Genomic DNA, 26,451 nt, shown 5'->3' with positions numbered 1-26,451 from the left:
CAATGGACGTCTTCCTTCAAGGTGCTGGTGACGCACTGGCCTTGTCCTCGATCCTATCCGTCATCGGTGGCATTCTTCTTGGCTATATGGTGGGGGTCTTGCCGGGGCTCAGCCGACCGGCCGCGCTGTCGGTCGCGGTGCCGCTTACCTATGCCATGAGCCCGATTGGCGCGATCGCCTTTCTGGTCGGCGTGACCAAGGCCAGCGCGGCAGGGGGGGCAACCGGGGCAATCCTGCTGAACACGCCGGGAGAGCCCAGTTCAGCCGCGACCACCTTTGATGGCTACCCGCTTGCTCGCAAGGGACAAGCCACGCGGGCGCTGAAAACCGCGCTCTATGCCTCGGTGTTCGGAGATCTCGTCGCGACGTTCACCCTGATCCTGCTGGCGGCGTCTTTGGCGCGTTTCGCCTTGAAAATGGGCCCGGTGGAAATGACCGCCGTGATGATCTTCGCGCTCAGCTTCATTGCCGCGCTCTCAGGGGCGTCGCTGTCTCGTGGCATCATCTCGGGCGTGCTTGGGCTACTTCTTGCCACCATCGGACTGGATCCCGAAAGCGCGACGCCGCGCATGACCTTCGGCTATATCGAGCTTTTTGACGGCATTCCCCTGATCGCTGCCACCGTGGGCATGTTGGCCTTCACCGAAATGCTCATTCAGGTGCAGACGCTGTTTGCCAATCGGGATGCCAACTCAGACCCCGAAGGCTTTGCCAAGGAAACCGACAAAGCCATCCACATGGCTGATATCCGGCGCGTTTTCCCGGTAACCCTGCGCGCGACCGGCATTGGCGTTGCCGCTGGGATCATCCCGGGGCTTGGCCCGACAATCGGCGCGTTCCTGTCCTATGCGATCAACAAACGTCTGGCGAAACCCGGCGATACCTATGGCGAGGGTGACTTGAAAGGCGTGGCTGCAACCGAGGCGGCCGACAATGCCGTTCTCCCTGCAAGCCTGATCCCGCTGTTTGCAATCGGTCTGCCCGGCAGCGTTTCCGCCGCCATTCTGGTCTCGGCCTTCATGCTGCACGGCGTGCAACCCGGCCCGCTGGTCTTTGAACAACACCCGCGCCTGATCTACGGCATCTACGTCTCGATGATCGTCGCAAGCCTGGTCATGCTGGTGGTTGGTCGGCTGGGCCTCACCCTGTTTGCGCGCGTTACTCAGGTTCCGGCCCGTTTCATCATCCCGTTCGTGGTGCTGTTCTGCGTCATCGGCACCTATCTGGAGCGGGATACGGTGTTTTCGGTCTTCGCCATGCTCGCCCTTGGCCTGCTTGGCTATGTGATGCAGCGGTTTGGATATTCGGTGGTTACCTTCCTGATCGGCTTCGTCATCGGCCCGTTGTTTGAACTGTCGCTGCGGCAGGCGCTGATCATCACCAACCATGCCCCGCTTGCGGTTCTGGGGCATCCGATTGCCATGGGCTTTCTCCTCGCTTCGCTTGCCTCGCTGCTGTTGTTCCTTAGATCAAGCCGATAGCCCGTGTTCGGCACAGATACCCACAAGGGTATCCAGTGCGCTTTGGAAATAGGCCGGGCGATAGCGTTTGGGGTTCCACAAGGCAGAAACTTCGGCGGTGGTCTGGCAGATGTCGGAGTGAATCGGGACCGCATTTTGCAGCGCTGAAAGGTTTTGCGCGGATGAGGAAACGATCCCGACGCCATGCCCGTCACGGGCAAGGGCGGCCAGCGCCTGCGTGCTGTCACTTTCCAACAGAATGCGCGGGCGCAGGCCGTGGGCGGCGACCACCTGTTCATAGAGATGGCGCGTCAAGAATCCCCGACGCATCACGATCATCGCATCCTCTGCAATTTTCTCGATTGGGATCGAGGACATGCCGAGGCAGGGGTGCATGGGCGGCAAAAGTGCAAAAAGCTGGGCTTGGAAAAGCGGTTGGCCAACAAGGATATTGCTGATCCCCAGATTGGCCACAACCAAGTGAGCCGCCCCATGTTCGACCATTTCAATCAGGGCGTCGTTGTTCCCCTCGCAAACCATCAGCGTCACCTTCGGATACAGCGACTGAAACCTTGCCATCGCAGGCGAGAGCAGCCACGCGATTGTTTGAGGTGTCGCCCCAACCCTTAACGTGCCGCTTTGTTCAGCGCCCTTGTGTGTCGCTTGAAGCTTCAACGCATCGGCGCGCTCCAAAAGCTCTATTGCCCTCGTCGCAAGATCCGCCCCGTCAGCCGTCAGAACAAGCCGCTTGCCGATGCGTTCAAACAGCGCGACGCCCAGCTTGCGCTCGAGCGCTTGAATTTGCCGGGAAAGCGCCGGTTGGCTGAGGTTCACCACGCTTGCAGCGATGGTGATGTTCAGGCGCTCGGCCACTTCCACGAAGTTTCTGAGTTCTCTTAGTTCCAGCACAGATCACCCGAATGATGTATTCGCACAGTGTCTTTGTGCAGAGAGAGTACAAGAAAAATGCATCGAATAGGTATATAGTAAACACATGAACGGACATTGTGTCATGAATTCGGGCATCGAAAGAGCATGCCGTCCGGTTCCACGGGCGGGCAACCGTCCAAACGTCAGCTTGGCGCGACGCTGATTTGCCTGTCTTGAGCCAACTTTAGAATTGGCGCAGGTCCCGCGCGGAGTGACTGTCAAAACCGCAAGCGGGGTGGGGGGCAGAGCAACTTGCCGCGATCCCGCAACGAGACGGCTTTGGTGCAGGTCTTGTTCTGACCCCAAGTCCTGAGGGGAATTCTACCGTGTGTCCGTGGCCCGAGGCAGGAACCAGGCCAGCAACCCCGCAAGCGGCAGAAAAGAGCAGATCGCGTACATCGTCTGGATCCCATAGCTGTCCGCCAGCACGCCCAGAAACGCAGCGGCGATACCGGCGAGCCCGAAGTTCAGCCCGTAGAACAAGCCTCCGATCAGGCCGATCCGGTCGGGCAACAGATCCATTGCATAGATCAGGATCGAGGCGAACGCGCTGGCCATGATCAGATTTATCAGGATCGTCAGAACGCCGGTCCAGAACAGATCCGCATATGGCAGGATCAGCGTCAGTGGCAACGGCCCCAGCACCGAAATCCAGATGATCTTGTATCGACCGATCTTGTCGCCAACGATGCCGCCGATAAGAACCCCTGCAGCCGCCGCCAGCAGGAACAGAAAGAGCATCATCTGCGCCGAGGGGATAGAAAGCCCGAACCGGTCCAGCAGATAGAATATGTAGAACGAGCGAAAACTCTCACTGTAAACATTCTTGGTGAACATCAGCAGGGTCAGGACGACAAGGCCGACAGCGATGGTCAGCGGCGCATACCTGGGCGCCTCGACGCCGTTCTTGCGGTGTGCCTGCAGTGCTACGAATTGGTCGCGGATCTGGCGCTGCTTGGTGCCGATCCATGTCAGGAGCATCATGGCCACAAGTGCGATGACGGCAAACCACGCAAGGCTCGGCTGCCCCCACGGCACGATGATCAGCGCGGCAAAAACCGGCCCCAGCGCCCCGCCAGCTTGCCCGCCGACTTGGAATATTCCCTGCGCAAGCCCCTGTCGGCCTCCGGCGGCATAGCGCGCGATCCGCGTTGCTTCCGGGTGAAAGATCGACGAGCCGATGCCGATCAAGGCCACCGAGACCAAAATCATCGCATAGCTCGAGGCGAAGGCAAGGCAGACCAGCCCTGACAGCGTGAACATCATCCCCACCACCGGAGAGTAGGGGGCGGGATGCCGGTCAGTTACCATACCGATTACGGGTTGCAGCATCGCCCCGGCGACCTGGAACGTCAGGGTAATCATACCGATCTGAACGAAGTCCAGCGCATAGGCTTGCTTGAGGATCGGATAGGCGGCCGGGATCAACGATTGCATCAGGTCGTTCAGAAGATGCGACAAACTCAGAACCGCAAGTATGGCCAAATGGGTTCCGGAACGGGCTTTGATCGTCATATCAATTTGTGCGCTTTAGTGGGGGACAGCTTGGCCAATTGCGCACACCATGCCGATAGTCGCAAGGGCGCAGCAGCACGTGACCGACAGATCCGCTTGTGCTTGCTTGGGTCCACGACCGTATTGGGTGCAAGACTGGCAATCGGGACCGAAAAAGTACAAGGAACCGAGCGACCTTCAGCAAGGTCATCGGACCCGCCACGCCGATGATCCGCCGTCTTGTGCAACCGGAAACCCGAGACGCAAACGCGTCTGAAGAAGATCATGCGCGATGCAGGGCGCGAGCCTGACCAAGCGCGTTTCCGACAAACTCGGGGGCAGGTCACCCCCAGTATGACCCAAGAAACATATGTTTGCGGCGGCTTAAGTCTCGATGGAAAACCCGGCTCATTTCTGTGTGGAACTCAACATGAGCACAGTCGGGTGCAGGTCTTGGGGGGGGCGGATGGTGCCAGAAAAACGAAGGCGGCAAATCATCTTGGGCACCGTTCCTGTCTTCGCGAGGCAAACCGAAAATACAGTCAGACGGCAGGAGCAACCACGTTCGGCGGGATAGGGTGGCGACTCGGGGTCAGGTTCTCAAACCGGTCACGCGGTTCGTGAGTTCTCCTCCGGCTTCTTCCAGAAGCCGCCGGACATCCTGAACCTCGATAAGGTAGGGTGTCTTGGTGTGGATGATCCCTTTCTTGGCAAGGGCGCTGAACGCCCGGCTGACGGATTCCACCCGCGTTCCCAAGAGACTGGCGAGATCGCACCGGCTGATAGGCACCTTGATCTCCAGACTGCCGTTGTCCCACCGGACAAGATGATCGACATTCGCATAGCGGATGCACAGAACCACGAGAAATCCGGCAAGCCGTTCGCTGACCTTGCGGTTCAGAAGGACAAGCATCCAGTCGCGGGTTCGGTCGAGGTCGGCCATGAGCTTTTGCAACATGAAGTGGTCCAGTTCGGCGGACCGGGCCATCAGGGCTTCGAACGGACCACGCTTGAAGGTCAGGATGGACACTTCGGTAACGGCTTCGATGGCAACCTTCGAGCCCCCCTCGAAGAGAGACCCGAACACGTCGCCTTCGGCCACCAAGCCGACGATTTGTCCTGTCCCGTCGAGGTGAATCCTTTGCATGCGCATGATACCGCGTCTCACGTACCCGAAATAGTCGGAGGTCTCGCCCATCTCGATCAGCGTTGTCTCCGCCGGATAGGTCATGGGGGCGCAAATCTTCTCAAGCTCGGCGATAAGCGGTTGGCTCAGCCCGCTGAAGGGCTCCACTTTCGAAAGACCGCAATCGCCTTTCTCATCGGGTGTTCCAGGAGATCGAGTCAATGTTGCCCCTATTCACTTTAGGATGTCCCGCTCCGGTGCAAAGTGCACGGCGTAGACCAAAGTACGCCAAAAGTGCCATTTTCGAGCATATGCCGGTTCATTGTCGGGCCCCGGCCCCGGATTTAAGCGCCCCGTCAGGGACAATGATGGTAAAAGGCGCCCTTAGGTGCGCTGCGGGAGGTAATTGATAACTGTCAATGCGTTTATTTGTCCGAATCGCTATAAGTTGATTATAGGTTAATTTTTTGGGGTCACTAGGGATGTTTGTGATCGGAATCCGGGCATCGGGTGACAGAATTGTGCAGGCGCACCCTCTTTGTATTTCCGAGGGGGGCTGTGCCACGCTGTGTGTCAGGCTGAACGGGGCGCCGAAAGTCATCGGCGAGGCCCGGTCGAATCACGTGCCTTATCGTGTCGCCCGGCATGGGCGGGGAAAGGCACGGTCCCCCCTACATCATGGGCGATACGTAGGTCCCCGACAGCGTCCGCGTCGGAGCGGGGGCGACCTGCGCGGCGTTGAGTTCCTTGCAACACCATTCATCAATCATCACAGAAACCGTAACAGAAACCATCAACAACAAGACAATCGAAGAATAAGACATTTCAAATGCTTCACCTTCTCGCCGTCCCAATTTGGGTCGGTATCTTGGGAGAAAACAATCTGCCGGCACTGCTGAAGGCAATCGCATGTTCATGCAAGCGATTGCTTCTGATTGCACGACAAAGACCCTTGCCTTGCGCAAAGCGCAAAGCACGGGTCGCATTCTTGTCTGCCACAGGCCGAAAGCAGAACATGGAGGGACAGAAGTCGTGGCTACATATTATGGCAAACCCACTCTCACGGGCAACGACGCTTCGCGCAGGGCAGCGGGGCTGGAACAGGAACAGTGTGCCGCCTGTGCGCTGCGCGGCGAGGTCTTCTGCCGAACCCTGGATAAAGCGGAGTCCCTGCTGGCCCTGAAAGAGAAAACTGTTACTTACCCGCGCGACACCAGTATTTTCGAAGAAGGGGAGAAGCCCGGTTTTCTGGGGGTTCTGAAACGCGGTTACCTGCGGGGAGAGCACGTCAACAGCGATGGGCGGCGCATGATCCTTTGGTTGATCCGTCCCGGCGATCTTGTCGGCTGCTTTCCGGGGCACAGCGCCTCTTATTCGCTTGAAGTGGCGAGCACGGCTGAAATCTGCCATTTCAACGAGGCTGGCCTGGCGAAGATGATGGCCAAGAGCCCTCGATTCCGGCGGCAGGTCCTGCGCGGCATCCTGGAGCTCCGGGACAAGCAGCTTGATTTTCTGTGGCTGCGTAGCGCCTTGTCCAGCAAGGAGCGGCTCATTGCATTCTTGGTGATCATGGCCAAGTTCATGCCGACCAGCCCGATGCCCGATGGAAGCCTGATCATAACCATTGACCTGTCCCGCCGGGACTGGGCGGACATGTCAAACACGTCGGTGGAAACGATCAGCCGCTCCATGACCAAGCTATCGCAGATCGGGTTGGTGGAATCACTGCCGCAAAACCGGTATCGCATCCATGATTTGGTCGCGCTGGCCGGGATGGTCGGCATGAAAGTGGAACCGAAAACGTCGCCGTCCTTGCCCCCCTCGATAGCACCTGGGGGCCACATGTCCCTTTTGCGTAACGGTGCCGGGGGGGGCAAAGATGCCGGGGTGGTCAAAACCGTCGCAGAGGTCGGACCTGAAAGTGCCAAACCGGCGAGTTTCGTCACGCCCCACCCTATGAGGTGAGCGAACCCAGGCTGTTTTCGAAGTGAAAGCCGCGGGATGGCACCATGACGTGTCCTGTCTTGTCAGACCGTGGCTTGCGCCCCCCGGTGGTCCTTGCTTCCCCACGGCTTGGACTGCCGGGGAAAGTCTTTGCTCCACATGGACACACCCAAGCTCGGCAGCCTGCCACCCGCACGCCGGTCGGCCCCCCGAGGCGGGGGGCCACTTTATTGGAGATGTACGCCCCCGGGGGCGTTTGGCCCAGCGGTCAGCGGCAGGATCGAGCTGAAGTACAGCGAGATGAGTTCGCCCTGCCTGTGCGTGCCGGTCTTGGAAAAGACCTGCTTCATGTAACTCCGCACGGTCGCCGGGGACAGGTTCCGCGTCTTGGCGGCTTCGGCAATGGAGCGACCGCCCAAGATCTCATGCGCGATCTGGCTCTCTGAACGGGTTAGCCCGTAGGCGTTGAAGAAATGCTCGCGCAGTTTGAAATGATCGGTCTGTTCGTTCTCGAAAAGCACCATCGCCATGGTCACATCCTGCGAAGCCAGCGGTGTAACCACCAGCAGACGCGCAACGCCCGGTGCCGTGAACACCGACACGATCGAGGTGCGTCGCTCGGGCGAGGTGGCGGCCCGAATCGCCTCGTGTAATTCCGCATTCGCGTGGTCGGAATTCAGCGCCAAGTGACCGTTGCACACCAGCCATCCGCATTTCCCGTCGCGCGGTTGGTTCTGCCGGCTGTCAAACTGGATCTCGCCATCCGCGGTCACGACAAGGAATTGGATCGAAAGCACCTGCATCGCGGCATCGACCACGCCCTCCATCCAGGCGCTGCGCTCGAACATCTCCTCGTTGACCTGCTGGGACACATAGGCCAAGCCAATCCGCATCAGCGCGTTTCGTGCGCGCAGATCCTGATCGGAGCCGCGCGGCAGGGCCAACACCGGATAGATGCCGTTCGCCGGGGCACCGATCCCGATGATATGCTCTTTCGTCTCGAGCAGGATCGGCGCGGAATCGCTGCCCTCTGGTGCGGGATCGCGCTCTGTGCCCGGCTGCCTTTTCGCCTTCATCGCCGCCCAGACGGCCAGTTGCGCTTGCGTCGTTTTCTTCATGCTCTGGACGCAGTCCTTGGACGCACCATTGCGTTGGCCGATCCAGTTTTCGATGAGTGCACCTGTTTGACCATCGAAAAAGGCCATTAAAACCATTGGAATATTGGCGCCGACGCAGAATTGTTTTGAAAACTCTGATCGGCGAAAGTGGATTTCTCCACGCTCACGAAAATTCTTCATAGCAAAGACCCCCTTAGCCCTTGGAATCGACGATTTCAAAGGCACTACCCGCAATCTCAAAAAACCGCGCGCTCCCTGTAGAAAACAGATTCGTGTAGTAAATTTCATTGACGGCTATCAATTCGAAGTGCCGATAACGGATGGGCCGCATGTTTTTAACGCTTCGCCTCTTGCTCGTCCTGGCATCTGGTCTTGATTCAGCCGCTCGGGCCGGGTGCGTGGGGCTCGCGAAGGCCGTGCCCGAAACAGGCATGGCGCAGAGAATCACGCCGCGAAAACGTCCCCAACCCTGTCTTCGGAGTGCGCGCCCTATGATCGTTCCAGCGCGCGCGCCGCGGCCGTTTATGGCACGTACTGGCCGTTCAGTCTGGCCCAGCCTGCCGCAAATGATACACCGCGAACTTGTCCGCTTGGGCGTGTGTGGGGGTGAACAAGGGAGGAGGTAAATTTAACGATATTATAAAGACTTACGTGTTTTCCATCCGTCTGGAGTGTCGCCGTTCTGGCTTGCCGTCTGTCAAGGGATCTGGCTCCGGAGTCTTTGGCGCGGCGTTACGCCCGAGCATGAGGTTCTCCGAGATCGAGCGCGGCGCGCGGAACGTCACGGATATCGTCACGGGCATCTTCATGGACATTATAAAACCTGCGCGCGGGCTGTCCGTATGCCGTTGGGGGCACTCGTCCGATGGCAGAACGATCCCGCCGCCGCGCACCGAATGATTTTCGTCAATGACCGGTAAACAAATCGTTAATAGTGTTTTGAGTCGGGCAATACCGACTTATCGCAATGACTGTTTGAGGTTCTTGCGCGGTGGCGTCCGAAGTCATGACGGGGGTCATTATGTCGAAAGTAGATTATTCACTAGGCTTGTCTGAATTAAGGGAAACAAAACGACAGTTTCGCGCCTTATTTTGGTCGGCGGCATTCTTCAGCGTGTTTCTTAACATTCTAATGCTGACCGGTCCTCTTTTTATGCTCCAGACATATGATCGTGTCCTTGGGTCGCGCTCGGAGGAGACCCTTGTGGCGCTGTTCGCCATTGTCGCTTTCCTCTTTCTCACTATGGGACTCGTCGATTGGGCCCGCGGGCGTGTGCTGACCCGGATGGGGGCAAATTTTCAGGCCAAACTGGATCGCCGTGTCTTCGAGGCGATGATCAAGAAGACATCGATGGATCAGGATCTGGACCAGCAGGCCCTGCGGGGCAATCAGCTGAAAGATCTTGAAGCGATCCAGCGATATTATTCGTCACCTGTCTTTTCTGCCCTGTTCGACGCGCCCTGGGCGCCAATCTACATGGTCGGTATTTCGCTGTTTCACCCTTGGCTGGGGCTCGCCGCCGTCGCTGGCGGCAGTGTGCTCATCCTGTCCGCGATCTTCAACCAGCTCACCACCAAGGTCTCCTCGGTAAAAGCTGCTGCGGCGGGCTACATGTCTGAACGGTATTCCGATCTGGTGCAGAACGAGGCCGAGACGATCCGGAGCCTTGGGATGCAGTCGAATGCCTTCCGGCAGTGGACGAAGATGCGGCAACGCAGCCTCCAGCAGAGCGTGCGCTCCAGCGATCTGGGCGGAAGCTTCCTGACCCTGTCGAAAACATTCAGGCTGTTTCTGCAATCTTCCATGCTCGCCCTTGGGGCGTTTCTTGTTCTGCGGGGCGAGGTGACGCCGGGCGTCATGATCGCATCCTCAATCCTGTTGGGCCGGGCGCTTGCGCCGGTTGAAACGGTTGTCAATCAATGGAGCGTGGTGCAGCGGGCGAGACGCGGCTGGGACAATCTGGTGACCCTGCTGTCCGAAGTGCGCGAGGATCGGGTGCAGGTTGAACTGCCACGCCCCCGCTCACGTCTGGAAATCAAGAATATCACCGTGGTGCCGCCCGAGGGCCATCAGGCGACGCTGCGACAGATCACCTTCAACGTGATGCCGGGAGAGGCCGTCGGCGTGATCGGGCCCAGCGGATCGGGAAAATCCACCCTCGCGCGCAGCATCACCGGCATCTGGCCGCTGGCGGGTGGCAAGATCTTTCTGGATGGGGCGCCGCTGGATCAGTACCATCCCGAACGCTTGGCCCAGTACATCGGGTACCTGCCGCAGCGCGTCACCCTGTTTGATGGCACGATCGCGGAAAACATTGCCCGGCTCGCCACCGATTTCGACGACGAGAAAGTGATTGGGGCGGCCAAGAAGGCCGCGGCACACGAACTGATCCTGACGATGCCGAAAGGGTACAATACTCCGATCCGCACCATCGGAACGCAGTTGTCCGGGGGGCAGGTCCAACGGATCGGTCTGGCGCGCGCGCTCTATGGGGATCCGGTCTTGTTGGTTCTCGACGAGCCGAACTCGAATCTCGACAACGAAGGGTCGATCGCGCTGAACAGGGCGGTGATCGCGATGAAACAGGCTGGCAACTCCATCCTGATCATGGCGCACCGGCCTTCCGCCATCAAGGAATGCGACAAGCTGCTCATGCTCGAAAACGGGGTCCGCGCCGCCTGGGGGCCGCGCGAAAAGGTCATGTCCGAGATGCTTGCCAATGTTCGAGTCATTCAGAAAACCAAGAAGACGGTAGGGGGTGTCGCATGAGCCGGAAATCGGATACGGGCATCTCCCCGACCTTCGTGCCCATGCTGGTGGGCTTTGGCACCATAATCCTGATGCTCGGCGGCTTCAGCGCCTGGGCCATGCGGGCGGAAATCGACGGGGCCGTTATGGCTCCGGGCCGTATCGTGGTGGATCGCAACCGGCAGGCGGTGCAGCACCTCGATGGCGGTGTCGTCGACAAGATTTTCGTCCAGGAAGGTGATATCGTCAGCGCGGGCGACCTGCTGGTCATGCTCGATCCGACAGTGAGCCTTTCGGAGCTGAAGATCGTCGAAGGCCAGTTGTACGAGCTGATGGCGCGGCGCGGCCGGCTTGAGGCAGAACGCGAAGAGCGTGACACCATCACCTTCGATCCGATCCTGACCGAGGTCGCCGATAGGAGACCCGACGTCCAGGCGCTCGTCGAAGGCCAGGAACGCCTGTTCAGGGCCCGCCGCGACAATCTGGATAAATCGGTGACCCAACTCGCGAACCAGAAGCTGCAACTGGAAAAGCAAATAGAGGGAATCGACGCCCAGACAGTTGCCCTTGATCGTCAGGACGCGTTGATCAAGGAAGAGACCACGACCCAAGAGACACTTTTGGAAAAGGGCCTTGCCCAGAACTCCAGGGTTCTTTCGCTTCGGAGAGAAGACGCGCGTCTGGCTGGCCTGAAGGGCGAGTTGACCTCGCGCCGGGCCGAGGCAATGGAGCGGATTTCCGAACTGAGCATCCAACTGCTCAGACTGCACACCCAGCGCCGCGAAGAGGCGATTTCGATGTTGCGCGATCTTCAGTACAACGAAATGGAGGCAACCGAAAGAAGAAGCGCGCTGTTGACACTGCTGGAACGCATGGACATCCGCGCGCCGGTCTCCGGAATTGCCTATGATGTCAGGCTGTTCGGCCCGAGGTCGGTGATCAAACCCGCTGATCCGATCCTGTTCATCATTCCCAAGGATCGCCCGCTTATCATCGCGGCGGAAGTCGATGCGTCTGACGTGAACAAGGTCTCCCCGAACCAGGAGGTCATTCTGCGCTTCAGTGCCTTCGACATGCGCTCGACTCCCGATCTTATTGGGCGCGTTACGCGTGTTTCGCCCGACGTCTTCAACGATCAGCAATCTGGCCGGTCCTATTACCGAACCGAGGTCGAGCTTCCTAAATCTGAAATTGAGAAACTTCCGGAGGGTCAGATCCTGATTCCCGGAATGCCGGCGCAGACGTTTATCCGCACTGGCGAGCACTCACCAATGGATTATTTGACAAAACCGATCACCCGCTATTTCCAAAAGTCAATGCGGGATGGGGCCTGACAGGAGGCGCGGTTTTTAATTGCGAGTTCGGTCCTTGTTTCCGATTTCTACAGGATTGCATTTTCGGATACATTGTGATGCGAGAGATGGAATGTTGTGCTCTGATTAAGCCGGGATGCGCATATGTCGCGAGATTGTTGTTAAAATTAATCATTTGAAATCAAGATTTTGGGTGGCTCATGCGAGCCACCCATTCTCGTTTCCGGAATCGGCCAGGGCTTCGATTGAATAAAGGCTGTATGCGGTTTCTGCATGTTTCATGTATTTGCATTCTTATGTGAAACGAATGATCCAAAAAAATAGAAAATTTGAGGAAACACCCCCAAATGAGGGTATTTGAAAGACTGTGTTTGTGGCTGAATGAGGGGGTGACGGGGGTCAATTACACCACCAGTTGCGCGCGTAACCGTGTTGAAGGTTTTCTTCGGACTCACGGCCGCGTTTTTTCAAAACCTAAATTTTGGGGGGTAAAACCATGGGTATCAACAAGAAAACATTCGCGGAGGCCTGGGCTTCGGTTTCCGGCAATGTCTGGCTCGGCGGTACGCCGAATAGCGACAACGGCGATTTCAAGGACATTCCGGGCGTCAACAAGGGCAAGGCCTTTGGCGGCGACGACCACGTCGCGGGTAACGGGGGTGACAACGTCATCGCCGGCAACTGGGGCGACGACTTCCTGCGCGGCGACGCCGGGCACGATTATCTCTTCGGCGGTTTTGGCAACGACGCGCTGCTGGGGGATGAGCTCGGCGGTTGGCAAGGCAATGACCAACTCAACGGTGATGCCGGCGACGATGTGATGGCCGGTGGCGGCGGCAACGACGTGATGGACGGCGGCTCCGATAACGACCTGATGATCGGTGGCACCGGCAACGACTGCATGACCGGTGGTACCGGCAACGACGTGATGCTCGGCGGCGCCGACAATGACACCATGTATGGCAACGACGGCGATGACTGCATGGCCGGTCAGTCGGGCGATGATATCATGCGCGGCGGCGCTGGCTATGACATGATGTCAGGCGGTATGGGGGCCGATGTCCTTTATGGCAACGCTGGCAATGATGTCCTCGCGGGCAATGCCGGTGATGATTATATCAACGGCGGCGCTGGCAACGACTGGGCCTATGGCGGCTCCGGTGATGACATCATCCGCGGCTGGAATGGCCACGACAAGATCGACGGCGGCGACGGCGATGACGCCCTGCTCGGGCAGCGCGGCAATGACACGATCTGGGGTGGCGCTGGTAAGGACAGCATCCAGGGTGGCGGCGGCGATGACCTGATCGACGGCGGCTGGGGCGATGACTTGATCGAGGGCAACGACAACGCCGACTGCATCAAGGGTGGGCAAGGCAACGACACCATCTATGGTGACAATGCCGACGGCGACCCGGCGGTTGGTGAAGCCAGCGACCTGATCCAGGGCAACGAAGGCAACGACACCATCTATGCGGGTGAGGACGATGACCAGGTCAATGGCGGTGCCGACAACGACACCATCTACGGTCAGGACGGCAACGACATCCTTGCCGGCGATGAGGGTCACGATTTCGTCAGTGGTGGCGAAGGTCACGACCAGATCCAGGGTAACGGCGGCAACGACTTTCTGGTGGGCGATGCCGGGAATGACGTGATCGCTGGCAATTGGGGGCAAGACGTCCTTTACGGTGACTCAGGCGACGATTGTCTGAATGGTGGCAATGGCAACGATTATCTCTACGGCGGCACCGGTGAGGACGACCTCGACGGCGGCGCAGGAGAAGATTACCTGGATGGCGGCGATGGCGACGACATGCTTTACGGCAACGTCGGCAACGATATCCTCTTCGGTGACCAAGGCCAGACCGGCGGCGGTATGGATGTCCTGCTTGGCGGCAAAGGCGATGACGAGTTGCACGGCGGCAAGGATGACGACTGCCTGATCGCCGACGTGGGCAACGACACGATGTGGGGCGAAGCGGATGGCGATGACTTCGTCTTCGGCCATGATGTCGATGTCAACGGCGATGGCGACTGCGACGATCCGGAGGATTACACCTCTACCGTGATCGGCAACAACACCATCATGGACTTCGATGCTGACCAAGAGGATCGCGTGATCTTCCACTCCGCCTTCGAAGGCACACTGTCGGCCACGCTCGCCAACGGCGATCAGGACGTCTTGATCACGTCGAGCCTGGGTGGCTCGGTCCTCGTCAAGGGGCTGGTGGCTGAACTGGAGGGCATCGATCCGAGCGATCCGTTCTTCGACGATGCGGCCCTGATGGACTTCCTGCTGAAGTCCGGCGAGGACGGCGACGGCAAGGGGATCATCGAGTTCGAAGACAAATGCGTGACCCTGCCGGACTGCGAGCCCGAGAATCCGCATACGAACTGGGAAGCGATCTGGACCCCGCCAGCGTACTGCTGCACGGAACTTTCGATCGACGGTATCGGCGACACGACGATCAACACGACCGAGTTGGAGATCGCCACGCTCTTCGTCGAGCAGGATGCGAACGTCTTCATCAGTGGCGGGGTGCTTTGCATCGATCTGGCCGCAGAGTACGTGGCGGTCGCTTAACCGGATTGGACCTGACTGGGGGTCCGAGTTGTTCCTGAATGGAGTGTCCCCGATTGGGGGCACTCCTGTGGGGGAGACATCGGGCTTCGGAAAAGACCCCATCCTCGGTCCGATCCCCAGGACAGCGCCCCGTTTGCGGGGCGCTGTCTTAATCTGTGTAAAGGCCTTTCCAAGACCCGCTGGCCTCGGAGACGATCGCTTTTCCCCAATACTGGCCCCAAACCCGACGGGGTGACAGCCGGGAAACCCCAGCGATCAACTTACCTTTTCTCTCTGCGCACTCGTGTTGGCGACCCCGACCGCACAAGCGGATTCGCCGCCAAGACAAACACGCCGAGAAGGCCGACCGCAGGAACGGCTGGGACCGGGCATTCAATGGTATCGAAAGATTTCTTTCCGATGTCCCTGAGGCAGCGCTTCAAATGCATGGCTGTTCCCTTGATCCGACCCTACAAGGATACAACAGGACCGCAGACCAGCCTCGCGGCACTGCGAAACAGGAGCAGCGCGCATGGTAGAGCCCGAGACATTTCTGTTTCTTGCAGATCTTGCAACGAACAACCGGAAAGCCTGGATGGACGCGCACCGCGAGGAACGCGACGACGCTTTGCGCAATTTTACGGGCATCGCGATGACACTCCACGACTATGCGGATCGTTTTGATCCTTACGTCGCTGAGGCAAAGTTCAAACCCAAGCAAAGTTTCTCCAAGTTCTTTCAGGACGCCCGCGATCGCGTCGGGCCCGGCCTGTACCGCACGGACGTGGATGTGTTTGCCAATGCAGGGAATCCCGCCGAAGACGTCGGATATTACCTCCATATCGAGCCGGGGAATTGCCACGCAGGGGCAGGGCTTTTCCACCCCTCTAAGGCGGCGCTTGCAAGGATGCGCAGGCATCTGCTCGACGATCCGCAGGGCCTTGAAGACGTCACGACCGATCCCGAGTTCAAAGTGGCGTTCCCAGACGGAATTGTCACACGAAAGCTGTTGGGGGCTGTGCCAGACGGTTTTGACAGCAAGGGTCCGGCAGCGCCCTATCTGAAAATGATCGGCTTAGGGTGCCGCAAAGACATACCAGACGCATTGTTGCTGGACGACAACGTGATTGATCTGTTGATTGAGACCTTCCGCTCGGCCAGCCCTCTGGTGCGGTACTTCGACTGATTGCGCGCGTGGTGATGGTGTCGCCCGGTGTGCACGGCCTGCTGCCTGAGTATTGGAAACAGGCCCCTCCGATCTCGGGCAGGTCGGTCAGGATCGCTCATGACGCCCCCGGTGTTTCGGGAACGTCATGAGCGCGGGTCCGCCAGCCCCAAACCAATCAACGGGCCTTGGCCGGCCACCCCTGACGGTCAGAGCAGGAAATCGTCCGCCGCTAGCGTGAAGGCGCCCTTCACAAGGATAAAGAAGTCCGCCGTTCCGTCCCCGTCGATATCGCCCTGGATCTCACGTTTCGTGTCGCTGGCCAGCGAACGGTACCGCAGCTCGCCGGCTGTGCCGCTGAAGGCGTCGGTCCCGATGAAAGTAAAGCCCTGATCGCCGGACCGCGTTGTATTCGCGTCGATGGCTGACAGGTCAATGATGTCCTGAGCGCGGTCAAAATCGACGATCACATCACGATCAGCGCGCTGCGCGCTGTGACTGGCGTCCGTGAACAGAAAAACATCTTCGTTCGCCCCTCCGGTCAACTTGTCCTTTTCGGTGCCCCCGTCCAACGTGTCCTGACCACTTCCGCCTTTCAGAACATCCTGACCGGCGTCCCCATAAAGTGTGTCGTCACCGTTTTTCCCCTTGACTAGGTCAGCCCCGCCGCCACCTAAGAGAGCATCATTTCCAGTGCCGCCGTAAATCGTATCAGCCCCATTTCCGCCTTCCAGCGTGTCCGCGCCGCCCAGTCCTCTTAGAACATCGTCGCCCGCAAAACCCTGGAGAATGTCTGCGCTGCTGGTGCCCATCAACAGGTTGCTACCACTGTCCCCGACAATCGTACCGGACACAGTCTGACTCTCGCCCGTGTCGAGCAAAACCGCACCATCGGTTGCGGCGAAGTTCTGCGTGACGACGATCACGTCAAAGCCCTTGTAATCACCCAGTTCGATTCCGATCCCCATGTATTCATAGTCGGGATTGAGGATGTTCCACCGATGACCTGTACTTGCCATCAGGGAATCGTGAATATCCTCCACGTCGTCATAGACCCCGGCAGCCCCCCTTTCGCTCTGAAAACCGATATTCTCACCCGAGCGCCAGCTCCCGGAGAAAACAAAGCCAGCATCGGCCATCCGCTCTGAAGACGATGACCCGTTTAGACCCGTATGAGAAAAGACGTCCTCGTCCAAAATCCACGTGCTGTGGTCTTCTGCGGAGTCGTTGAGATGCTGCTCCAGTTTAAGTGGAGACAGCCCCGCCGCCGCTCGCTCGGCGTTCACTAGGTCCAACATGAACCGTTCTATATCACTTGCAATCGACATGCACTTTTCCCCGTGTCTGTGTTCCGGGAGTTCGATTGCACGTCGCCATTCAAGAAAGCAACTGAACCGAAAAATTGCGGAAAATTGCGAAAAATTCCGCCTAAAAGCGCAGGTACTGCGCAAATACCTGCCGTTTTTCCGCTGAATCGCCCTCCGGCCTAATGCGGGAAACGCCGGTCAGCGGGGGCTCGCCTATCGGTCAAACCGGTCCTGCGGCTCTTTTGAACCACAGGACTGCTTCATGTCACATTTCCGCCGGGGCGGCGCGCTGGACCATGCCGAACAGATCGCGCGGATCGTCCGGGTCGGCCAGCAGATCCAGCATATGCGACAGACCGGTGCCTTTGACCTTGTCGCGCACATAGCGCAGGGCGCTGAAATCCTCGGTCGCGAAGCCAACACTGTCAAACAGCGTGATCTGCTCGGCGTTGCGCCGCCCCGGTTTGCGCCCTGTGATCACCTCCCAGATTTCGGTCACCGGGAAATCCTCGGGCATCTGCTGGATCTCGCCCTCGATCCGGGTCTGCGGCGGATATTCGACGAAGACGCCTGCCCGGGACAGGATGCCGGGGGCAAGTTCGGTCTTGCCCGGGCAATCGCCACCGATGGCGTTGATATGCACACCGGGGCCGACCATGTTGTCGCTCAGGATCGTGGCGCATTGCTTGTCGGCGGTGCAGGTGGTGAGGATCTGCGCGCCTTCGATCGCCTGTTCGGCGCTGGTGCAGGGCACCACGCGCAGCCCGTGGCCGGCCAGATTTGCAGCGCATTTCGCGGTGGCCTTGGAATCGATATCCCACAGCCGCACGGTGTCGATGCCGCAGATCGCCTTCATCGCCAGACTTTGAAATTCCGACTGCGCGCCATTGCCGATCATCGCCATGGTGCGGGCGCCTTTCGGTGCAAGATGCTTGGCCACCATCGCCGAGGTGGCCGCCGTGCGCAACGCGGTCAGGATCGTCATCTCGCTGAGCAGAACCGGATAGCCGTTGTCGACATTCGCCAAAAGTCCAAAAGCTGTAACGGTTTGCAGCCCTTCCTTCATGTTCTTGGGGTGACCGTTGACATATTTGAAGCCATAGACCTCGCCGTCAGAGGTTGGCATCAGTTCGATCACGCCCTCGGCGGAATGGCTGGCGACCCGCGGGGTTTTGTCGAACAGTTCCCAGCGGCGGAAATCATCCTCGATATACCCGGCCAGTTCGCGCAACATCTGCTCCAGCCCGATGCGGTGGATCAACTGCATCATGTGATCGACGGAAACGAACGGCACCAAGGCCTTGTCAGAGGGATGAGAGGTCTGTGTCATGCAAAAGCCCTTGTCGGTCGGTCGAAAACACGGCGCCCCAGCGCCGAGGCGGTGAGGTCCACCAGAAGCTGCGCGGTGCGCCCGCGGTTGTCGAGAAACGGGTTGAGTTCCACCAGATCCAGTGAGGTCATCAAGCCGCTGTCGCAGATCATTTCCATCACCAGATGCCCCTCGCGGATGGTGGCGCCACCGGGCACCGTGGTGCCCACTGCCGGCGCGATGGAGGGGTCGAGAAAATCCACGTCGAGCGAGACATGCAGCATGCCGTTTTCCGCCGCCACCCGATCAAGGAAGTCACCCAGCGGGCGGGCGATGCCGCGCTCGTCGATTTCGCGCATGTCGTGGCGACGGATCGCGCTGCCCTCCAGCGCGGCGCGTTCGGCGTCATCGACCGAGCGCAGCCCGAGCAGGCAGATGTTTTCCTGCTGTACCGGGGTCGTCAGCGGCGGGAACCCGGCAAAACCAGACCGCCCGGTGACATAGCCCAAGGGCGTGCCGTGCAAATTGCCGGAGTCCGTGGTCTCGGGCGTATGAAAGTCGCTATGCGCGTCGAGCCAGAGCACGAATTGCGGCCGGCCCGCGCGGGCGGCGTGGCTGGTCACCCCCGCGACCGAGCCCAGCGACAGCGCGTGATCGCCCCCCAGAAAGATCGGCAGCCCCCGCGTCATGGCGCCCTCGGCCGTCGCGATCAGCCGCGCGGTCCAGCCGGCGGTCTCATTGGGTTTGAACAGCGGGCCTTCCCCGGTGTCGGGACTGTACGGTTCGGGGGTCAGATTCCCCAGATCCTCGACCCGGTGCCCAAGATCGCGCAGGGCCTCTGCCAGTCCGGCGGTGCGCAGTGCGTCCGGCCCCATCAGGCAGCCAGCGCGGCGTTTGCCGCTGTCGACCGGCGCGCCGATCAGGATGCAGTCAGTGTGTTTCATCTCGCCCCGAACTATCTGTTTCCCTTTGAGCGTGCCGCCGAATTGCGTTGAACTCCACCCGCCATAATGGCCAAAATGGAACCTATATGTACGAATCGGAAGCCTAAATGGACAATACGGACGAGCGTTTGATTGCCGCGTTGCGTCATGACGCGCGCGCCTCGCTCTCGGATCTGGCGTTGCGGCTGGGCCTGTCGCGCACCACCGTTCGATCCCGGATCGAACGCTTGCAGCAGCGCGGCGACATCTTGGGGTTTAGCGTGGTGCTGAAACAGGACGTGCTGCGCGATCCGGTGCGCGGCCTGATGATGATCGGGATCGAGGGCAGGGGCGCGGCGCGCATCACCCGGCAGTTGCATGGCTTGGCCGAGGTGCGCGCGATCCATTCCACCAACGGGCGTTGGGATCTGATCGTGGAACTGGGGACCGAAACGCTGGAGGCGCTAGATCAGGCGTTGGCGCGCATCCGCATGTTCGATGGGGTCAGCACCAGCGAGACCAGCCTGTTGCTATCGACGCGCAAATCCGCCTGAGCGCGGCTCAGCGCGGCCTGCGCACTGCGATGGTGATCCAGACCCCGGCCAGCACCAGCGCCGCGATGGCGTTCCAACTGGCCATCGACAGGCCCAGCAGCTCCCATGCCACCTCGTCACAGCGCACCAGCGGCGCGGACATGATCTGTTCCATCAGCTGATCCGGGCTCAGCCCGGTGACGGGGCCGGAAGTGCAGGTGGTGGGCCCTTCCCACCAACCGCGTTCCACCCCGGTGTGATAGAGCCCGAAGGCGGCGGTGGTGAGCGCGGCCACGGCCCCCAGCAGCGGCAGCACCCGCCCGGGGACGGCCAGCGCCACGACGCCAATCCCGGCAGCGGCCAGATGCGGCCAGCGTTGCAAAATGCACAGATCGCAGGGCGGCAGGCCGCCGATATACTGGAACGCCAGCGCGCCCAGCAGCAGCGCGGCCGAGCCGCCAGCCGCGATCAAGATCAGAACGGCACGTGTCATAGGTATTTCACCAGGAAAAAGCTGCCGACCAGCAGGACGACAAAGACGGTAAAGACAAGGTTCAACCGTGATTCGATGAAATCCCGGATCGGCTCACCAAAGGTGCGCAACAGACCGGCCAGAACGAAAAAGCGCAGCGCGCGGGCCAGGATCGAGGTGGTGACGAAGGTGGCCAGCGGCATTCCGGTCCAGCCCGACATGATGGTGATCACCTTGTAGGGGAAGGGGGTAACGCCAGCGGCCAGCACCGCCCAGAACCCGAAATCGTTAAAGCGCGTGTTGAAGTTTTCCATCGCGTCACCCTTGCCCATCATTTCAAGAATGGGCTGGCCGATGCTTTCATAGGCGAAGGCGCCGATGGCATAGCCCAGCATCCCGCCCAGCACCGAGGCGATCAGGGCCACCCCGGCGATTGCCCAAGCGCGATGGGGCCGGGCCAGAATCATCGGGATCATCAGCACATCGGGCGGAATCGGAAACACCGAACTTTCGATGAAAGACACCAAGGCCAGCGCCCACATCGCCCGGGGGTGATCGGCCAGCGCGAGTGTGCGGTCATAAAGGCGTTTGAGCATGGGCGGATCCTGGCGCTGAAATCTATGCCTCAGGGGAAAACCACGCGGCGATGCCGTGGTCAACCACGGGAACATCACAACACATCGCGTCAATGCGTTTTTCACTCTGGACCTCGCCCCGCACCTTGGGGTATCGGAAGGGCGAGGCCCAAGTGGCGGAATGGTAGACGCAGGGGATTCAAAATCCCCCGCCTTAACGGGCGTGCCGGTTCGAGTCCGGCCTTGGGTACCAATGTTTTCAATGGGTTGCGCTCGATATCGAGCGCAACCCATTTCAGAAATGAAGCCGACTCCCACATGCGACTCCCACATCATTGTTTGGATCTCCGGATTTGCGCGGTGCGTGACAGCTGCTTTCGGTTTGCTTCCTTGCGGTACTTGGCCACCGTTGCAAGGCTTTGACCTGTTACTGCTTGGATTTCGGCGTCCGAACACCGCTTCAGGAATGCGGACCAAGCGGGCTTTCGACAATCAGGCGTGGGTCGCAAGTTCTTTGAGAACAGAAACCGCCTCATTCTCTCTGCCATCGGGCACGAAAAGATGATCATGGAAAAAGCCTGAAACAGGGTTCACCCCCATGCCATGTCTTGCAAGAGCCGTTGTAATACGCGCCAGAAATCCGACGGCTTCGAGTGACGAATGGATGTTCAAGGTGATCATGCGGCAGGGGAATTCATAGGCCAGTTTATGCGCTTCGGCCTCCTCCTTCAGAAGTATGAGTGTCAGCCCTTCGGCTTCTTGAAACGTCATTCTGGGACGAACTCCAACCGGCACAACACCATCTGAAACCGTCGCGAACACATACAAGCCGTCCACAAGCTCTGCCGACATGCCTCTTAGGAGTATGTCCAAATTTGTCTCACCCACCATGGTACCTCCCTGTTTTTAATGAGTTTCAAGGCTAACAAGAAACATGCCGACCATCAGGCAAGCCACACCGACCATAGCCGCAAGGTCCCCAACCCTCCAACGCTTGTAGCCACCGATTGGTTTGGCCGACGGTAAGGCGCCTTGGCCGACGAGGCGGCGAAATTCTGAAGCCGTCATGTCGAGCATTGCGGCTGAGGGATTTCGCGGAGGGCATGGGGCACCTCACGAAAGATAAGGTCAACACCACGTTCAGGGGCGCTGCGCGACAAACTGGACACGCGGATAGCCAGACGGCTCGGAGAAGGCCAGCATCCTCTCTACCGTCCCACGTGAAATGTTGAAATGCTGCGCCGCCGTCCGGGCGCTCATGCCCTCGGCTCACGCCAGGTGAACCTTCCGGTACATTTCCACGGTATAGATCTCCCGCTCTCCCTGCTGCCGCGGAGCGGCTGCGTCCAAGGGTCGGATTTTGACACAGCAAAGATCGGGCCGGCGGGTTTGGTTTAGGCTTACCCTAAGCAATGATGATCGAATTCGTAATTTTCCAGTTTGCGGGGACTGCATAAGAACATCGTATCGCTCCGGTGTTGGGGTGTGTTGGGCAATCAAATGCGGGGAGTGCTGACGTACTCATGGAGAAAACAGACACACTGATTGTCGGGGGCGGACAGGCCGGCATCGCGATGAGCGAACATCTCAGTCGCGCGGATGTCCCTCATATCGTTTTGGAAAAAAACCGCACAGCGGAAGCATGGCGCACCGGTCGATGGGACAGGTTGGTCGCCAATGGCCCGGCGTGGCATGATCGCTTTCCGGGGTTGGAATTCGAGAACTGCCATCCTGACGAATTCGTGTCCAAGGACCGGATGGCGCAGTATCTGGTCGACTATGCCGCGATGATCAACGCGCCGATCCGTGAGGGGGTCGAGGTGCTCTCGGCCGAGCCTCTTCCGGGAGAGGGCGGGTTTCTGGTCAAGACAAGCAAAGGTGAGATCACGGCACGCCGCATTGTCGCCGCGACTGGCGCATTTCAGCACCCCATCATCCCGCCGATTGTCCCTCAAACCGCGGACATCGAGCAGCTGCATTCCTTTCATTACAAGACCCCCGAACAGCTGCCGGAAGGGGCTGTAATGGTTGTCGGTGCGGGATCTTCCGGCGCGCAGATCGCGGATGAGTTGAACAGGGCTGGACGCAAGGTGTTCCTTTCCGTGGGGCCGCATGACCGTCCGCCGCGGCGGTACCGGGGCCGCGACAATGTGTGGTGGCTGGGTGTTCTGGGCCTGTGGGATATGGCGGCTCCGGCACCGGGGACCGAGCATGTCACCATTTCTGTCAGTGGCGCGCGAGGCGGACAGACGATGGATTTCCGCCGGTTGGCGGGGGAGGGGGTTACCCTGACGGGCCTGACAAGCGGGTTCAAGGATGGCGTCCTGCACTTCGCTGACGATCTCAAAGGGAACATTGCTGCGGGGGACGCCAATTACCTGGACGTGCTGGACAAGGCCGATGCCCATGTCGCGCGCACCGGTATCGACCTGCCGGAGGAGCCCGAAGCGCGCAAGACCTATCCGGATCCGGAGTGCCTGACCAACCCGCTCCGCTCGATCGACTTGGCTGCGGAAGGTGTGACCTCGATCATCTGGGCGACAGGGTTTCGGCAGGACTTTGGCTGGTTGAAAGTCGAGGCGTTCGACGAAAAAGGCGCCCCGATCCATCAGCGCGGATTGTCGGTGGTGCCGGATGTCTATTTTCTTGGCCTGCCTTGGCAGTCGCGGCGTGGATCATCCTTTCTCTGGGGCGTGTGGCACGATGCCAAACACATTGCCGATCAGATCGAAATTCAACGCGCCTATCAGCGCTATGACGGCGAGGCTGTGATCGTGCAGTCCGCCGCCGAGTAATCCAAGGAATATAGAATGGCCCATACCCGCATCCGCAAGTTCAATACTGGCGTGACCTATCCCGAACAGAATCTGGACAACGACCTGTGTCAGGCTGTTGTAACCGAAGGTGGCAAGACGGTCTGGCTGCGTGGCCAGTGTCCGCAAAATCTGGACGACGCCAAGAACATCGACAGCCGTGATCCCGTCGAACAGACCCACAAGGTCATGCAGAACATCAAGCAATTGATCGAAGAGGCCGGCGGCGAGATGGCGCATCTGGTCAAGGTCGTCGTCTACATCACGGATGTGCGCCATCGCGAGGCGGTGTATCGCACCATGGGCGAATACATCAAAGGCGTGCACCCGGTCTCGACCGGGCTTGTGGTGCAGGCGTTGGCGCGGCCCGAATGGCTGGTCGAAATCGATGGCACGGCGGTCATTCCCGAAGGATACGGCGCATGACCTTTTCGATTGTCGCACGGTGCCCGGATACCGGGATGTTCGGCGTGGCCATTTCATCGTCCTCTCCCGCCGTGGCAGCGCGGTGTTCCTACAGCCGGGCAGGGGTCGGCGCGGTGGCGTCGCAGAACGTGACGGATCCGGCGCTCGGGCCGCTGACGCTGGACCTGATGCAGAGCGGCATGAGCGCCGATGCGGCGATTGCCAAAATGGCGTCTGTGGCGAAATTCGTGGAATACCGTCAGGTTCTGGCCGTCGACATCAACGGCGGCACTGCAATCCATTCAGGGCCGAACTCGCTTGGTATCTGGACGCAAGCGCAGGCTGAAAATGTGGCCTCTGGCGGCAATCTGCTGGCCAACGACGGCGTGCCGCAGGCGATTGTCGAGGGCTACCTCTGTGCTACTGGCCATATCGGGGACCGATTGATTGCCGCCATGCGGGCGGGCCTCGCGGCGGGCGGTGAAGCTGGCCCGGTGCATTCCGCCGGGATGCAGATCGTCGACAAAGTCGCTTGGCCGGTGGCCGATCTGCGCTGCGACTGGACCGAGGGCTGCCCCATCGAGGCCATCGCAACCGCTTGGGACGTCTACAAGCCGCAGTTGGACGCCTATGTCCAGCGCGCCCTCGACCCCCGCGAGGCGCCGTCCTACGGCGTGCCCGGCGACGACTGAAAAAGGGAAACATATGCTCGATTATTCGCATCAGGACTGGAAATCGCGCGCGGCCAAGCTCGATTTGCGCGGCAAGGCCTTCATCGGGGGGAAATTCGTTGAGGCCGCGTCAGGCAAGACCTTCGATAGCATCAATCCGGCCACCGGCGAGGTGCTGACCGCCGTGGCGGAATGTGACGCAGAGGACGTTGGCCGCGCGGTCGCCGCCGGTCGCCGGGCCTTTGACGCGGGTCACTGGTCGCGCATGGCACCGGGGGATCGCAAGGCGGTGCTTCTGAAACTGGCGGATCTCTTGCGGGACAATCTTGAGGAAATGGCCCTGCTCGACAGTCTCGACATGGGCAAGACGATCACGGATGCGTCTACCGTTGATGCCCCGGGATCGGCGCATTTCTTCCAGTGGTATGCGGAAGCCATCGACAAGCTTTATGATGAGGTCGCACCCACCGGCCCGGGTGATCTGGCGCTGGTACGTCGCGTTCCGCTGGGGGTCGTCGGCGCGGTGACGCCCTGGAATTTTCCGCTGGATATGGCGACGTGGAAAGCTGCAGCAGCATTGGCGGCGGGCAATTCCGTCATTTTGAAACCTGCGGAGCAATCCCCGCTTTCGGCGCTGCGGTTGGCCGAATTGGCGGCCGAGGCCGGTGTGCCGGAGGGCGTGTTCAACGTGGTGCCGGGGTATGGCCATACGGCAGGTAAGGCGCTTGGTTTGCATATGGACGTCGATTGTCTCGCCTTCACCGGGTCCACCGCGATCGGCAAGATGTTCATGCAATACTCCGGACAGTCGAACCTGAAACAAATCTGGCCAGAGACCGGCGGCAAGAGCCCCAATATCGTCTTTGCGGATTGTGAAAATCTGGATACGGCGGCCGACATGGCGGTTTTTGGGATCTTCTTCAATCAGGGTGAGGTCTGTTCCGCCAATTCGCGCCTTTATGTGGAACGCGCGATCAAGGACGACTTCGTGGCCAGGCTGAAGGAGCGTGCCGAGGCGATGCAGCCCGGCGATCCGCTTGACCCGGCATCGAAAATGGGCGCGATTGTCGATGAAAAGCAGACGCAAGGCATCATGGGTTTTGTCGAGCAGGGCAAGCAGACGGCCAATTTGGTGACCGGCGGCGACCGTGTCACGGTGGACGGCAAAGGCTGTTTCGTACAGCCAACGATCTTTGATGATGTCACGCAGGACAACCCGCTTGCACGGGACGAGATCTTTGGCCCGGTTCTTTCTGTCATCGCGTTTGACAGCGAGGAGGATGTGGTGCGTATGGCCAACGATTCCATCTATGGGCTCGCGGCCTCTGTCTGGACCGACAACCTCAGCCGCGCCTGCCGTGTCGCGGATCATCTGCATGTTGGCACCGTGTCGGTGAACACGGTTGATGCCCTGTCGGCGCAAACGCCGTTCGGTGGCATGAAACAATCCGGCTTTGGCCGTGATCTGTCGCTGCATTCGCTGGACAAATATACCGCCCTGAAAACCACTTGGATCAAGTATCAAGCTTGATCCGGTTTGATAGCTGAAAGAAGCCCCGGGTGTGTCGGTCGCGGCCC

Annotated in this window: 21 protein-coding genes and 1 tRNA gene; 12 read left to right on the top strand and 10 right to left on the bottom strand. The window is 59.7% G+C overall.

All coding sequences use genetic code 11. The features are described 5' to 3' along the window. Positions 1-2: 2 nt before the first annotated feature. Positions 3-1,481: a tripartite tricarboxylate transporter permease gene (locus E1B25_RS00220; RefSeq protein WP_132826670.1), complete on the top strand. Its 1,479-nt coding sequence runs from the start codon at positions 3-5 to the stop codon at positions 1,479-1,481. Here the strand turns inward: E1B25_RS00220 and E1B25_RS00215 are convergent. From E1B25_RS00215 to E1B25_RS00205, 3 genes are all read right to left on the bottom strand, one after another. After that, positions 1,470-2,369: a LysR family transcriptional regulator gene (locus E1B25_RS00215; protein WP_132826669.1), complete on the bottom strand. Its 900-nt coding sequence runs from the start codon at positions 2,367-2,369 to the stop codon at positions 1,470-1,472. The genes E1B25_RS00220 and E1B25_RS00215 overlap by 12 nt on opposite strands. Positions 2,370-2,711: 342 nt before the next feature. Further along, a complete protein-coding gene (locus E1B25_RS00210; RefSeq protein ID WP_132826668.1) occupies positions 2,712-3,905 on the bottom strand; it encodes an MFS transporter in 1,194 nt (397 codons plus the stop codon). 571 nt (positions 3,906-4,476) lie between these two features. Beyond that, the gene (locus E1B25_RS00205; RefSeq protein WP_132826667.1) at positions 4,477-5,115 is read right to left on the bottom strand and encodes a Crp/Fnr family transcriptional regulator; all 639 of its coding nucleotides are present in this window, start codon (positions 5,113-5,115) and stop codon (positions 4,477-4,479) included. An 804-nt stretch (positions 5,116-5,919) separates the two neighbouring features. On the opposite strand from E1B25_RS00205, the gene E1B25_RS00200 reads away from it, so the two are divergent. Further along, positions 5,920-6,975 carry a Crp/Fnr family transcriptional regulator gene (locus E1B25_RS00200; protein ID WP_132826666.1) on the top strand — a complete coding sequence of 352 codons (1,056 nt, stop codon included), beginning with the start codon at positions 5,920-5,922 and terminating at the stop codon, positions 6,973-6,975. A gap of 206 nt (positions 6,976-7,181) precedes the next feature. On the opposite strand, the gene E1B25_RS00195 is transcribed toward E1B25_RS00200, so the two are convergent. Further along, the gene (locus E1B25_RS00195) at positions 7,182-8,360 is read right to left on the bottom strand and encodes a helix-turn-helix transcriptional regulator (RefSeq protein ID WP_132826665.1); all 1,179 of its coding nucleotides are present in this window, start codon (positions 8,358-8,360) and stop codon (positions 7,182-7,184) included. 718 nt (positions 8,361-9,078) lie between these two features. On the opposite strand from E1B25_RS00195, the gene E1B25_RS00190 reads away from it, so the two are divergent. From E1B25_RS00190 to E1B25_RS00175, 4 genes are all read left to right on the top strand, one after another. After that, complete coding sequence (locus tag E1B25_RS00190; RefSeq protein WP_342635579.1) at positions 9,079-10,842, top strand: type I secretion system permease/ATPase; 1,764 nt, start codon at positions 9,079-9,081, stop codon at positions 10,840-10,842. Next, positions 10,839-12,155 carry an HlyD family type I secretion periplasmic adaptor subunit gene (locus E1B25_RS00185; protein WP_132826663.1) on the top strand — a complete coding sequence of 439 codons (1,317 nt, stop codon included), beginning with the start codon at positions 10,839-10,841 and terminating at the stop codon, positions 12,153-12,155. Before E1B25_RS00190 ends, E1B25_RS00185 begins: the two co-directional genes overlap by 4 nt. Positions 12,156-12,630: 475 nt before the next feature. After that, positions 12,631-14,721, top strand: coding sequence for a calcium-binding protein (locus E1B25_RS00180; RefSeq protein WP_132826662.1), 2,091 nt, complete (start codon positions 12,631-12,633; stop codon positions 14,719-14,721). A 511-nt stretch (positions 14,722-15,232) separates the two neighbouring features. Further along, positions 15,233-15,886 carry a DUF2461 domain-containing protein gene (locus tag E1B25_RS00175; protein WP_132826661.1) on the top strand — a complete coding sequence of 218 codons (654 nt, stop codon included), beginning with the start codon at positions 15,233-15,235 and terminating at the stop codon, positions 15,884-15,886. A 188-nt stretch (positions 15,887-16,074) separates the two neighbouring features. Here the strand turns inward: E1B25_RS00175 and E1B25_RS22045 are convergent, their stop codons facing one another. From E1B25_RS22045 to rocF, 3 genes are all read right to left on the bottom strand, one after another. After that, positions 16,075-17,193: a CAP domain-containing protein gene (locus E1B25_RS22045; protein ID WP_165937517.1), complete on the bottom strand. Its 1,119-nt coding sequence runs from the start codon at positions 17,191-17,193 to the stop codon at positions 16,075-16,077. A gap of 244 nt (positions 17,194-17,437) precedes the next feature. Beyond that, positions 17,438-18,502, bottom strand: a complete 1,065-nt coding sequence (locus tag E1B25_RS00165; RefSeq protein ID WP_132826660.1) for an ornithine cyclodeaminase — start codon at positions 18,500-18,502, stop codon at positions 17,438-17,440. Continuing rightward, complete coding sequence (rocF, locus tag E1B25_RS00160) at positions 18,499-19,425, bottom strand: arginase (RefSeq protein ID WP_132826659.1); 927 nt, start codon at positions 19,423-19,425, stop codon at positions 18,499-18,501. The genes E1B25_RS00165 and rocF overlap by 4 nt, the downstream gene beginning before the upstream one ends. Before the next feature lie 107 nt (positions 19,426-19,532). Between rocF and E1B25_RS00155 the strand changes: the two genes are divergently transcribed. Further along, positions 19,533-19,958, top strand: coding sequence for an Lrp/AsnC family transcriptional regulator (locus tag E1B25_RS00155; RefSeq protein WP_132826658.1), 426 nt, complete (start codon positions 19,533-19,535; stop codon positions 19,956-19,958). Between the two features lie 7 nt (positions 19,959-19,965). Here E1B25_RS00155 and E1B25_RS00150 read toward each other — a convergent pair whose 3' ends face one another. Next, positions 19,966-20,430: a disulfide bond formation protein B gene (locus E1B25_RS00150; protein WP_132826657.1), complete on the bottom strand. Its 465-nt coding sequence runs from the start codon at positions 20,428-20,430 to the stop codon at positions 19,966-19,968. Further along, the gene (locus E1B25_RS00145) at positions 20,427-21,005 is read right to left on the bottom strand and encodes a YqaA family protein (RefSeq protein WP_132826656.1); all 579 of its coding nucleotides are present in this window, start codon (positions 21,003-21,005) and stop codon (positions 20,427-20,429) included. Before E1B25_RS00145 ends, E1B25_RS00150 begins: the two co-directional genes overlap by 4 nt. Before the next feature lie 146 nt (positions 21,006-21,151). Here E1B25_RS00145 and E1B25_RS00140 point away from each other — a divergent pair. Further along, positions 21,152-21,237: transfer RNA gene (locus E1B25_RS00140), tRNA-Leu, on the top strand. 239 nt (positions 21,238-21,476) lie between these two features. On the opposite strand, the gene E1B25_RS00135 is transcribed toward E1B25_RS00140, so the two are convergent. Then, a complete protein-coding gene (locus E1B25_RS00135; protein ID WP_132826655.1) occupies positions 21,477-21,875 on the bottom strand; it encodes an ACT domain-containing protein in 399 nt (132 codons plus the stop codon). A 632-nt stretch (positions 21,876-22,507) separates the two neighbouring features. Between E1B25_RS00135 and E1B25_RS00130 the strand changes: the two genes are divergently transcribed. The 4 genes from E1B25_RS00130 to E1B25_RS00115 are packed head-to-tail and all read left to right on the top strand — an operon-like array spanning position 22,508 to position 26,404. After that, complete coding sequence (locus E1B25_RS00130; RefSeq protein WP_132826654.1) at positions 22,508-23,779, top strand: flavin-containing monooxygenase; 1,272 nt, start codon at positions 22,508-22,510, stop codon at positions 23,777-23,779. A gap of 15 nt (positions 23,780-23,794) precedes the next feature. Beyond that, the gene (locus E1B25_RS00125) at positions 23,795-24,223 is read left to right on the top strand and encodes a RidA family protein (RefSeq protein WP_132826653.1); all 429 of its coding nucleotides are present in this window, start codon (positions 23,795-23,797) and stop codon (positions 24,221-24,223) included. Next, a complete protein-coding gene (locus E1B25_RS00120; protein WP_132826652.1) occupies positions 24,220-24,894 on the top strand; it encodes a DUF1028 domain-containing protein in 675 nt (224 codons plus the stop codon). The genes E1B25_RS00125 and E1B25_RS00120 overlap by 4 nt, the downstream gene beginning before the upstream one ends. A gap of 13 nt (positions 24,895-24,907) precedes the next feature. Further along, positions 24,908-26,404: an aldehyde dehydrogenase gene (locus E1B25_RS00115; protein WP_132826651.1), complete on the top strand. Its 1,497-nt coding sequence runs from the start codon at positions 24,908-24,910 to the stop codon at positions 26,402-26,404. Positions 26,405-26,451 lie beyond the last annotated feature (47 nt).

The organism is Antarcticimicrobium sediminis (assembly GCF_004348975.1).
Lineage (GTDB): Bacteria > Pseudomonadota > Alphaproteobacteria > Rhodobacterales > Rhodobacteraceae > Antarcticimicrobium > Antarcticimicrobium sediminis.
The sequence above is the reverse complement of the archived record's forward strand: the minus strand, read 5'-3'. Positions and strand labels throughout refer to the sequence as shown.

Bases quoted from the DNA above. Each gene is read 5' to 3' on its own strand.
- E1B25_RS00130 (WP_132826654.1), top strand. From the start codon at position 22,508: ATGGAGAAAACAGACACACTGATTGTCGGGGGCGGACAGGCCGGCATC.
- E1B25_RS00200 (WP_132826666.1), top strand. From the start codon at position 5,920: ATGTTCATGCAAGCGATTGCTTCTGATTGCACGACAAAGACCCTTGCC.
- E1B25_RS00190 (WP_342635579.1), top strand. From the start codon at position 9,079: ATGACGGGGGTCATTATGTCGAAAGTAGATTATTCACTAGGCTTGTCT.
- E1B25_RS22045 (WP_165937517.1), bottom strand. From the start codon at position 17,193: ATGTCGATTGCAAGTGATATAGAACGGTTCATGTTGGACCTAGTGAAC.
- rocF (WP_132826659.1), bottom strand. From the start codon at position 19,425: ATGAAACACACTGACTGCATCCTGATCGGCGCGCCGGTCGACAGCGGC.
- E1B25_RS00125 (WP_132826653.1), top strand. From the start codon at position 23,795: ATGGCCCATACCCGCATCCGCAAGTTCAATACTGGCGTGACCTATCCC.
- E1B25_RS00220 (WP_132826670.1), top strand. From the start codon at position 3: ATGGACGTCTTCCTTCAAGGTGCTGGTGACGCACTGGCCTTGTCCTCG.
- E1B25_RS00150 (WP_132826657.1), bottom strand. From the start codon at position 20,430: ATGACACGTGCCGTTCTGATCTTGATCGCGGCTGGCGGCTCGGCCGCG.
- E1B25_RS00115 (WP_132826651.1), top strand. From the start codon at position 24,908: ATGCTCGATTATTCGCATCAGGACTGGAAATCGCGCGCGGCCAAGCTC.
- E1B25_RS00120 (WP_132826652.1), top strand. From the start codon at position 24,220: ATGACCTTTTCGATTGTCGCACGGTGCCCGGATACCGGGATGTTCGGC.
- E1B25_RS00155 (WP_132826658.1), top strand. From the start codon at position 19,533: ATGGACAATACGGACGAGCGTTTGATTGCCGCGTTGCGTCATGACGCG.
- E1B25_RS00165 (WP_132826660.1), bottom strand. From the start codon at position 18,502: ATGACACAGACCTCTCATCCCTCTGACAAGGCCTTGGTGCCGTTCGTT.
- E1B25_RS00175 (WP_132826661.1), top strand. From the start codon at position 15,233: ATGGTAGAGCCCGAGACATTTCTGTTTCTTGCAGATCTTGCAACGAAC.
- E1B25_RS00205 (WP_132826667.1), bottom strand. From the start codon at position 5,115: ATGACCTATCCGGCGGAGACAACGCTGATCGAGATGGGCGAGACCTCC.
- E1B25_RS00145 (WP_132826656.1), bottom strand. From the start codon at position 21,005: ATGCTCAAACGCCTTTATGACCGCACACTCGCGCTGGCCGATCACCCC.
- E1B25_RS00180 (WP_132826662.1), top strand. From the start codon at position 12,631: ATGGGTATCAACAAGAAAACATTCGCGGAGGCCTGGGCTTCGGTTTCC.
- E1B25_RS00210 (WP_132826668.1), bottom strand. From the start codon at position 3,905: ATGACGATCAAAGCCCGTTCCGGAACCCATTTGGCCATACTTGCGGTT.
- E1B25_RS00135 (WP_132826655.1), bottom strand. From the start codon at position 21,875: ATGGTGGGTGAGACAAATTTGGACATACTCCTAAGAGGCATGTCGGCA.
- E1B25_RS00195 (WP_132826665.1), bottom strand. From the start codon at position 8,360: ATGAAATTTACTACACGAATCTGTTTTCTACAGGGAGCGCGCGGTTTT.
- E1B25_RS00185 (WP_132826663.1), top strand. From the start codon at position 10,839: ATGAGCCGGAAATCGGATACGGGCATCTCCCCGACCTTCGTGCCCATG.